Annotated in this window: 9 protein-coding genes; 3 read left to right on the top strand and 6 right to left on the bottom strand. The window is 70.3% G+C overall.

The window, feature by feature from the left end:
* Positions 1–531, top strand: a 531-nt coding sequence (locus ABTU92_RS27340; RefSeq protein ID WP_408094745.1) for a DMT family transporter, incomplete at its 5' end; no start/stop codon positions are given.
* A gap of 84 nt (positions 532–615) precedes the next feature.
* Here the strand turns inward: ABTU92_RS27340 and ABTU92_RS27335 are convergent.
* From ABTU92_RS27335 to ABTU92_RS27315, 5 genes are all read right to left on the bottom strand, one after another.
* A complete protein-coding gene (locus tag ABTU92_RS27335; RefSeq protein ID WP_408094744.1) occupies positions 616–1,494 on the bottom strand; it encodes a 3-hydroxybutyryl-CoA dehydrogenase in 879 nt (292 codons plus the stop codon).
* Between the two features lie 238 nt (positions 1,495–1,732).
* On the bottom strand, positions 1,733–2,680 hold the full coding sequence (locus tag ABTU92_RS27330) for an electron transfer flavoprotein subunit alpha/FixB family protein (RefSeq protein ID WP_408094743.1): 948 nt from the start codon (positions 2,678–2,680) through the stop codon (positions 1,733–1,735).
* A gap of 1 nt (position 2,681) precedes the next feature.
* Positions 2,682–3,431 carry an electron transfer flavoprotein subunit beta/FixA family protein gene (locus ABTU92_RS27325; RefSeq protein ID WP_408094742.1) on the bottom strand — a complete coding sequence of 250 codons (750 nt, stop codon included), beginning with the start codon at positions 3,429–3,431 and terminating at the stop codon, positions 2,682–2,684.
* Positions 3,432–3,588: 157 nt separating this feature from the next.
* Positions 3,589–4,170 carry a cob(I)yrinic acid a,c-diamide adenosyltransferase gene (locus tag ABTU92_RS27320; RefSeq protein ID WP_408094741.1) on the bottom strand — a complete coding sequence of 194 codons (582 nt, stop codon included), beginning with the start codon at positions 4,168–4,170 and terminating at the stop codon, positions 3,589–3,591.
* Between the two features lie 105 nt (positions 4,171–4,275).
* Entirely contained in the window at positions 4,276–4,470 is a 195-nt protein-coding gene (locus ABTU92_RS27315) for a twin transmembrane helix small protein (protein ID WP_408094740.1), read from the bottom strand.
* 219 nt (positions 4,471–4,689) lie between these two features.
* On the opposite strand from ABTU92_RS27315, the gene ABTU92_RS27310 reads away from it, so the two are divergent.
* Both ABTU92_RS27310 and ABTU92_RS27305 read left to right on the top strand, forming a co-directional pair.
* On the top strand, positions 4,690–5,847 hold the full coding sequence (locus tag ABTU92_RS27310; RefSeq protein ID WP_408094739.1) for a trans-sulfuration enzyme family protein: 1,158 nt from the start codon (positions 4,690–4,692) through the stop codon (positions 5,845–5,847).
* The gene (locus ABTU92_RS27305; RefSeq protein ID WP_408094738.1) at positions 5,844–6,785 is read left to right on the top strand and encodes an NAD-dependent epimerase/dehydratase family protein; all 942 of its coding nucleotides are present in this window, start codon (positions 5,844–5,846) and stop codon (positions 6,783–6,785) included. The genes ABTU92_RS27310 and ABTU92_RS27305 overlap by 4 nt, the downstream gene beginning before the upstream one ends.
* 327 nt (positions 6,786–7,112) lie before the next feature.
* Here the strand turns inward: ABTU92_RS27305 and ABTU92_RS27300 are convergent, their stop codons facing one another.
* On the bottom strand, positions 7,113–7,565 hold the full coding sequence (locus tag ABTU92_RS27300; RefSeq protein WP_408094737.1) for a host attachment protein: 453 nt from the start codon (positions 7,563–7,565) through the stop codon (positions 7,113–7,115).
* Between the last annotated feature and the right edge of the window lie 169 nt (positions 7,566–7,734).

Below are 7,734 nucleotides of genomic sequence, written 5' to 3'. Positions count from 1 at the left end.
GTCGGCCTGCTGCTCGGCCTCGTCGGGGTCGCCGTGATGATCGGCCCGGCGGCGCTCGGCGGGATCGGCGGCCACATCGCCGGCGAGATCGCCTGCCTGCTGGCGGCGTTTCTGTACGCGGTCGGCGCCATCTATGCGCGCCGCTACAAGCACCTGTCGCCGAACCAGATGGGCGGCGGCCAAGCGGTCGCGGCGATCGCCCTGATGCTGCCGCCGGTGCTGCTCTTCGACCAGCCGTGGACGCTGCCCCCGCCCTCGTGGCCGGCGGTCGCCGCGCTCCTCGCGCTCGGCGCCTTCTCGACCGCGCTCGCCTATGTGCTGTATTTCCGAGTCTTGGCGCGAGCCGGGGCGACCAACACGCTGCTCGTCACCTTCCTGATCCCGGTCAGCGCCATGCTGCTCGGCACCGTGCTGATGGACGAGCGCCTCGCCGCACACCAGATCGCCGGCATGCTCGGCATCGCGGCCGGCCTCGCCGCGATCGACGGTCGGGTGTGGAAGATGATGTCGCGAAATCGTAGGGCGGATTAGGCGCGAAGCGCCGTAATCCGCCGCCCCGCGTCGATCGGTGGGTTACGACGCTTCGCGTCTGACCCACCCTAAGGATCGACGATCTCACCGCGTCGGAACCGGCTTCTCGCCGCGATAGTCGTAGAAGCCGCGCTGCGTCTTGCGGCCGAGCCAGCCGGCCTCGACGTATTTCACCAGCAGCGGGCACGGCCGGTATTTCGAATCTGCGAGCCCCTCGTGCAGGACCTGCATGACCGAGAGGCAGATGTCGAGGCCGATGAAGTCGGCGAGCTGCAGCGGCCCCATCGGATGGTTGGCGCCGAGCCGCATCGCGGTGTCGATCGCCTCCACGGTGCCGACGCCCTCGTACAGCGTGTAGATCGCCTCGTTGATCATCGGCATCAGCACGCGGTTGACGATGAAGGCCGGAAAATCCTCCGACACCGCGACCGTCTTGCCGAGCCGCACGCAGAACGCCTTGGTGGCCTCGTAGGTGACGTCCTCGGTGGCGATGCCGCGGATCAGCTCGACGAGCTCCATCAGCGGCACCGGATTCATGAAATGAATCCCGATGAAACGCTCCGGCCGGTCGGTCGCGGCGGCGAGCCGCGTGATCGAGATCGACGAGGTGTTGGATCCGATCATCGCGTCCGGCTTGAGGTGCGGACACAGCTGGCCGTAGATCTTGCGCTTCACGTCCTCCTTCTCGGTCGCCGCCTCGATCACGAGGTCGCAGTCCGAGAAGCCGTCGTAGGAGATCGACGGCACGATGCGGGCGAGCGCCGCCTGGCGCTCCGGCTCGGTGATGCGGTTGCGCCGCACCTGGCGGGTCATGTTGCCGTTGATGGTCGCGAGCCCGGCCTTGACGCGGTCCGCGCTGACGTCGTTGAGCACCACGTCCAGCCCGGCCAGGGCGCAGACATGGGCGATCCCGGTGCCCATCTGCCCGGCCCCGATCACGCCGACCTTGTCGATATTCGTCATGTCACCTACCCGAGGGACTGGCGGTCCAGGCTCCCGGGCCCGCCGGGGGACGGACCCGGCCATGGACCGGGAAGCTCTTATATCGCCAGTCTCGGCCGCCCGCCACGGCCGTGATGCCCGGACCGGGCCTCGGCGGGCGGTGCCGCGGCCGCCGTCGGGTGACGGCGGCCGGATGTCGCGCAGGTCGTCCAAGCAGACGTCGGCCCGACGTCACTTGCCCAGCGTCACTTGCCCGGCGTCACTTGCCCAGCTTGGCGAGCTCCTCCTGGAGCTCGGGCAGGATCTTGAAGAGGTCGCCGACGAGGCCGTAGTCGGCGACTTGGAAGATCGGCGCCTCCTCGTCCTTGTTGATGGCGACGATGACCTTCGAGTCCTTCATGCCGGCAAGGTGCTGGATCGCGCCCGAGATGCCGACCGCGACATAGAGCTCCGGCGCCACCACCTTGCCGGTCTGGCCGACCTGCCAGTCGTTCGGGGCGTAGCCGGCGTCGACCGCGGCCCGCGAGGCACCGACCGCGGCGCCGAGCGTGTCGGCCACCGGCTCGATGTATTTCGCGAAGTTCTCGCGGCTCTGCACGGCACGGCCGCCCGACACGACGATGCGGGCCGAGGTCAGCTCCGGGCGCTCCGACTTCGACAGCTCCTCGCCGACGAAGCGGGAGATGCCGGGGTCGGCCACGGCCGCGACCGGCTCGATCGGCGCCGCGGCGCCGCCGGCCCCGGTCGCCTGGAACGACGAGATGCGGACCGTGATCACCTTCTTGGCGTCGCGCGACCGCACCGTCTGCACGGCGCTGCCGGCATAGATCAGACGCTCGAACGTGTCGGGGCCGAGCACCTTGATAATCTCGGAGACCTGCATGACGTCGATGAGCGCGGCGACGCGCGGCATCACGTCCTTGCCGATCGCCGTCGCCGGCATGACCAGCGCGTCGTAGGCCGGCGCGAGCGACACCAGGAGCGCCGCCAGCGGCTCGGCCGTCTGGTGGGCGTAGCGGGCATCGTCCGCCGTGATCACCTTGGCCACGCCGTCGAGCGCGGCCGCCGCCGCGGCGACGCCCGCGACATTCTGTCCGGCGACCAGGACATGAACGTCGCCGCCGAGCGCGCGGACCGCGGTCAGGGCCTTGGCGGTGGCGTCCTTGAGGGTTCCGCCGTCGTGTTCCGCAACCAGAAGGTTCGCCATCTCACAGCACTCCGGCTTCGTCCTTGAGCTTCCCGACCAGCTCGGCGACCGAGCCGACCTTTACGCCGGCCTTGCGGCCGGCCGGCTCGACGGTCTTGAGGACCTCGAGCCGCGGCGCCACGTCGACGCCGTAGTCGGCCGGCGCCTTCTCGGCGATCGGCTTCTTCTTCGCCTTCATGATGTTGGGCAGCGAGGCGTAGCGCGGCTCGTTGAGCCGCAGATCCGTGGTGACGATCGCCGGCCCCTTGAGCGCGACCGTCTGCAGGCCGCCGTCGACCTCGCGCGTCACGGTGACGCCGTCGCCTTCGAGCACGACCTTGGACGCGAACGTGCCCTGCGGCCAGCCGAGCAGCGCGGCCAGCATCTGGCCGGTCTGGTTGCAGTCGTCGTCGATCGCCTGCTTGCCCATGATGACGAGGCCGGGCGCCTCCTCGGCGACCACCTTGGCGAGGATCTTGGCGACCGCGAGCGGCTCTACGACGCCGTCGGTCTTCACCAGGATGCCGCGGTCGGCGCCCATGGCGAGCGCGGTGCGGATGGTCTCGGCCGCCTGGGCCGGGCCGATCGAGACGGCGACGATCTCGGTGGCCTTTCCGGCCTCCTTGAGCCGGATCGCCTCCTCGACGGCGATCTCGTCGAAGGGATTCATCGACATCTTCACGTTGGCGAGCTCGACGCCGGACCCGTCCGGCTTCACCCGCACCTTCACGTTGTAGTCGACGACCCGCTTGACTGTGACAAGGACCTTCATGCTGCATCACTCCCCACGGCGGCGGGGCAACCTATGGCCCGGTTCCAGGGCTGTCAACGCGACTTCCGCAGTGCCGCAGGGAGCCGCCGGGCCTGTCTGGAAAACCTTCAAGCTGCGACGAAATTTCCGCCCGCGCGAGCGCGGCCCGGGGTGCCGGTCAGCGGTTCCGGCCGGGCTGCCACAGGACGTCGGCGGCCCCCCGATCATTGGCCCAGCGCGCCGCGACGAACAGGAAGTCCGACAACCTGTTGACGTATTTGAGCGCCGGGCCGGACACCGGCTCGCCGGGCCGGTCGGCGAGCTCCGCCATCAGCCGCTCGGCCCGCCGGCACACCGTGCGGGCGACGTGCAGGGCGGCCGCTGCCGGGGTGCCGCCCGGCAGGATGAAGGAGCGCAGCGGCGAAAGGTCGGCGTTCAGCTGATCGATCTCGCGCTCCAGCCGGGCGACCTGCTCCTCGCTGACCGCGAGCCGCGCCCCGCCCGGCCCCTTGCCGGCCTCGCCCGGCATGCAGAGATCGGCCCCGAGGTCGAACAGATCGTTCTGGATGCGCGCCAGCATGGCATCGAGGTCGGGCTCCCCTGCCGTGGAGAGCCGCGCCACGCCGAGCGCCGCATTGGTCTCGTCGACCGTGCCGTAGGCGGCGATGCGCAGGTCGTGCTTCTTGCGCCGCTCGCCGGTGCCGAGCGCCGTGGTGCCGTCGTCGCCGGTGCGGGTGTAGATGCGATTGAGCACGACCATGGGGGCTTGTCCTGCGAAGGTCCGGTTCAGTCGGGTCTCTACGGTGGCGGGACCGTAATGGATTTCGGCGCCCGGGCAATGCCGGTGCGCTTTTTTGGGCGCCCGCTACCGGCCCATCGCCCAGACGGTCGCCATGATCACAACGATGGCGACGAGCTGCAGCACCACGCGCCAGCGCATGAGGGTCTGCGAGGTCGAGGGCGAGCCGCCGCGCAGCATGTTGACGAGGCCGAGGAGGAGCACCACGGCGACGGCCCCGATCGCCACCGGGACGGCGTACATGCTGAGCGCGTGGGCCATCGGGGTGTCCTCTCTCGAAGTCTCTCGGAATCTCTCGGCGGCCGCCGCTCGGGGCCGCGGCACGATGCAGCACATGCGGCCCGCGACCAGCATATAGGCATGTTTCGCCGGGCGGGAATGGCGGCGGCGCCTCGCGTGCCGAACCCCTTGTGCCGAACCGGCCTTCGCGCCACTACGGGGCTGCGCCGGCCGGCGCACGACCGTGGTCCCGGATCCCCAATGGCAAAGCCCCCCTCGCCTCCGAAGCCTCGAACCCTCGCCGCCCAGGCACTCGGCGCCGTCGAGCCCGTGACCAGGGCGATCGTGCCGCCCGTGCACGTCTCGACCACCTATCTGCGCGATCCCGACAACGCCTATTCGTCCGGCTACGTCTATGGCCGGCCCGACAACGCGACGGTGCGCCAGGCCGAGGGCGTGCTGGCCGCGCTCGAAGGCGCCACGGCGGCGATGCTGCTCGGCTCCGGCTTGTCGGCCGCGACCGCCGCCGTGATGGCGCTGCCGGAGCCCGGCCATATCGTCGCGTCGCAGGTGATGTACTGGGCATTTCGCGATTGGCTCGTGCGCGAGGCGCCGCGCCACGGCCACACCGTGACGCTGGTCGACACCACGGATCTGGCGGCGGTGCGGGACGCCGTGATGCCGGGAAAGACCCGACTGGTGTGGATCGAGACGCCCGGCAACCCGCTGTGGACCATCACGGACATCGCCGGCATCGCCGAGATCGCGCATGCGGCAGGCGCCAAGGTGGCCGTGGACTCGACCGTCGCCACCCCGGTGTTCAGCCGGCCGCTGGCGCTCGGCGCCGACCTCGTGATGCACTCGGCCACCAAATATCTGAACGGCCATTCGGACGTGATCGCGGGCGCCTTGGCGACCCGTGATCCGGACGACGCCTGGTGGACCCGCATCGCCGAGCTGCGTGCCCGCTTGGGGCTGATCCTCGGGCCGTTCGAGGCGTGGCTCTTGCTGCGCGGCATGCGCACCCTCGACGTCCGGGTGCGGGCGCAATCCGAATCCGCCGCCCTGCTCGCCACCTGGCTCGGCCACCACCGCGGCATCGAGCGGGTGCGCTATCCGGGCCTGCCGCACCATCCGGGGCACGCGATCGCGACCCGACAGATGACCGGGTACGGCGCCATGCTGTCGGTCGAGGTGCTCGGCGGCGAACGGGCCGCGATCGCGGTCGCGGCCGCCGTCTCGCTGTGGAAGCGGGCGACGTCGCTCGGCGGCGTCGAGAGTCTGATCGAACACCGCGCCTCGATCGAGGGGCCGGGCTCGCCCTGCCCGACCAACCTGCTGCGCCTGTCGGTCGGGCTCGAGGATCCGGAGGATCTCTACGCCGACCTCGACCGAGCGCTGGGGAGTGTCGCGCTTTGAGCGGGCGGGCTCTCGTGCTGGGTGGCGCCGGCCGGCTGGGCCGCGCCGCTGCGGAGGCGTTCCGCGACGCCGGCTGGCAGGTCGCGAGCCTGGTGCGCGGCAGCGCCGCGTCCCGCATCGCGCCCGGCACCGAGCTGATCACGCTCGACGCTCGCGACACCGAGTCGGTCGTCGAGGCGGCGCAGGGCGCCGACGTGGTGCTGCACGCCCTCAACGTTCCCTACACGCGGTGGGAGGCGGAGGCGTTCGGCCTGGCCGAGACCGCCATCGCGGCGGCGCGCGGCGCCGGCGCCACCCTGATGATGCCCGGCAATGTCTACGGCTACGGCGCCGGCATGCCGCCCGTGCTCGACGAGGACACGCCGATGCGGCCGACCTCGCGCAAGGGCACGATTCGGGTCGCCATCGAGGAGCGGCTGCGCGCCGAGGCCGAGACCGGCCTGCGCACCATCGTGCTGCGCACCGGCGACTTCTATGGCGGCGATGCCGGCGGCTGGCTCGACCGTGTCGTCCTCAACCACATCAGCCACGGGCGGCTCGCCTATCCGGGACCGCTCGACATCGTCCACACCTGGGCCTACCTGCCGGACGTCGCCGCGACGGTCCCGAAGCTCGCCGCGGTGCGCGACAGCGTGCCGCCCTTCGCGGCCTACGGCTTCGCCGGCCACGCCGTGACGGGCGACGAGCTCCTGAAGGCGATCACCACGGCGCTCGGAAGGTCGTTCAAGATCGACCGCATGCAGTGGTGGATGCTGCGGCTGCTGGCACCCATGGTGCCGGTGTTCCGCGAGCTGACCGACATCGCCTATCTCTGGACGGTGCCGCACCGCATCGACGAGCGACGGCTCGCCGCCGCGATCGGCCAGGTTCCGCACACGCCGTTCGAGGCGGCGTTGGCGGCCGCCCTCTACGAGCTCGGCGCGACGCGGCGGGCGTGACGCCGCCCCGACACCTTTGATCGGTCATTCAGGGGCGCGGACCGCAGCGGCGCGGACCGCAGGTCCGCGAGCCCGGAATCCAACCCCGTTGTCCGAGCGCGCGGCTGGATTCCGGGTTGGCGCGTTGCGCCGCCCCGGAATGACGGTGTCGTCGAACCTCGGCTCTCGTGGGTTCGTGGGTTCGTGGGTTCGTAGATTCGAAGGCCGCCCCACCCTCCGCTCATGCCCGCGCAGACGGGCATCCAGGGCGTCTTGCCGTGTCTCCTCTGGTTCCCCGCCTTCGCAGGGACGAGCGGAACGGGGTGAGGCTTCATCCGGCCGAGCTGCTCAGGCGGCCTTCAGGTGCTTCTCGATCTCGTAGACCGGCAGCTTGGTGAGATCCTTGTCGATCTCCGCCACGACCACGGTCTTGACCTCGTTGTGCAGGGCGCGCCGCAGCTCGGCGAGCGTCTTCGGGGGGGCGGCGATCACCAGCGCCTTCACCTTGCGGTCGCGCACCAAGCGGTGCAGCGCGGCGGCCGAATCCTTGGCGAAGCGCTGCTCCTCCATCACGTGCCAGTCGGTCTGCTCGACGCTGCTGCGCCGCGCACCGACGCTCGCGAAAGCGCGGCCGGGCGCATCGGTGCCCTGGTCGCGGGCGGCCGGGTTGTCGACATCGACGAAGACCTGCTCGGTGCGCAGATTGGGGAACTTCTCGTCCCCCTCGTTGCGCAGAACGAGCGCCTTGCGCCCGTCCGCGACGAAGACGTAGGCGTCATGCGGAATGATGAGCTTGGTCATAGGGTTCGCCTCTCCTTACGCGAAGGCAAGCCCGCATCAGGATAGGCGCATCGGGGCGGCGGTCAATCCGTGACGCACGGGGGCGTTGGTCGCCAATCGACACAACACATTGTCAAACATATCGATAATTAACCAATGATTAGCCGCGTGCCTTAGAGCCGATCCGAGA

Source organism: Rhodoplanes sp. SY1 (genome assembly GCF_046000175.1).
GTDB lineage: Bacteria > Pseudomonadota > Alphaproteobacteria > Rhizobiales > Xanthobacteraceae > Rhodoplanes.
This window is presented reverse-complemented; position numbering and strand designations above follow the sequence as displayed.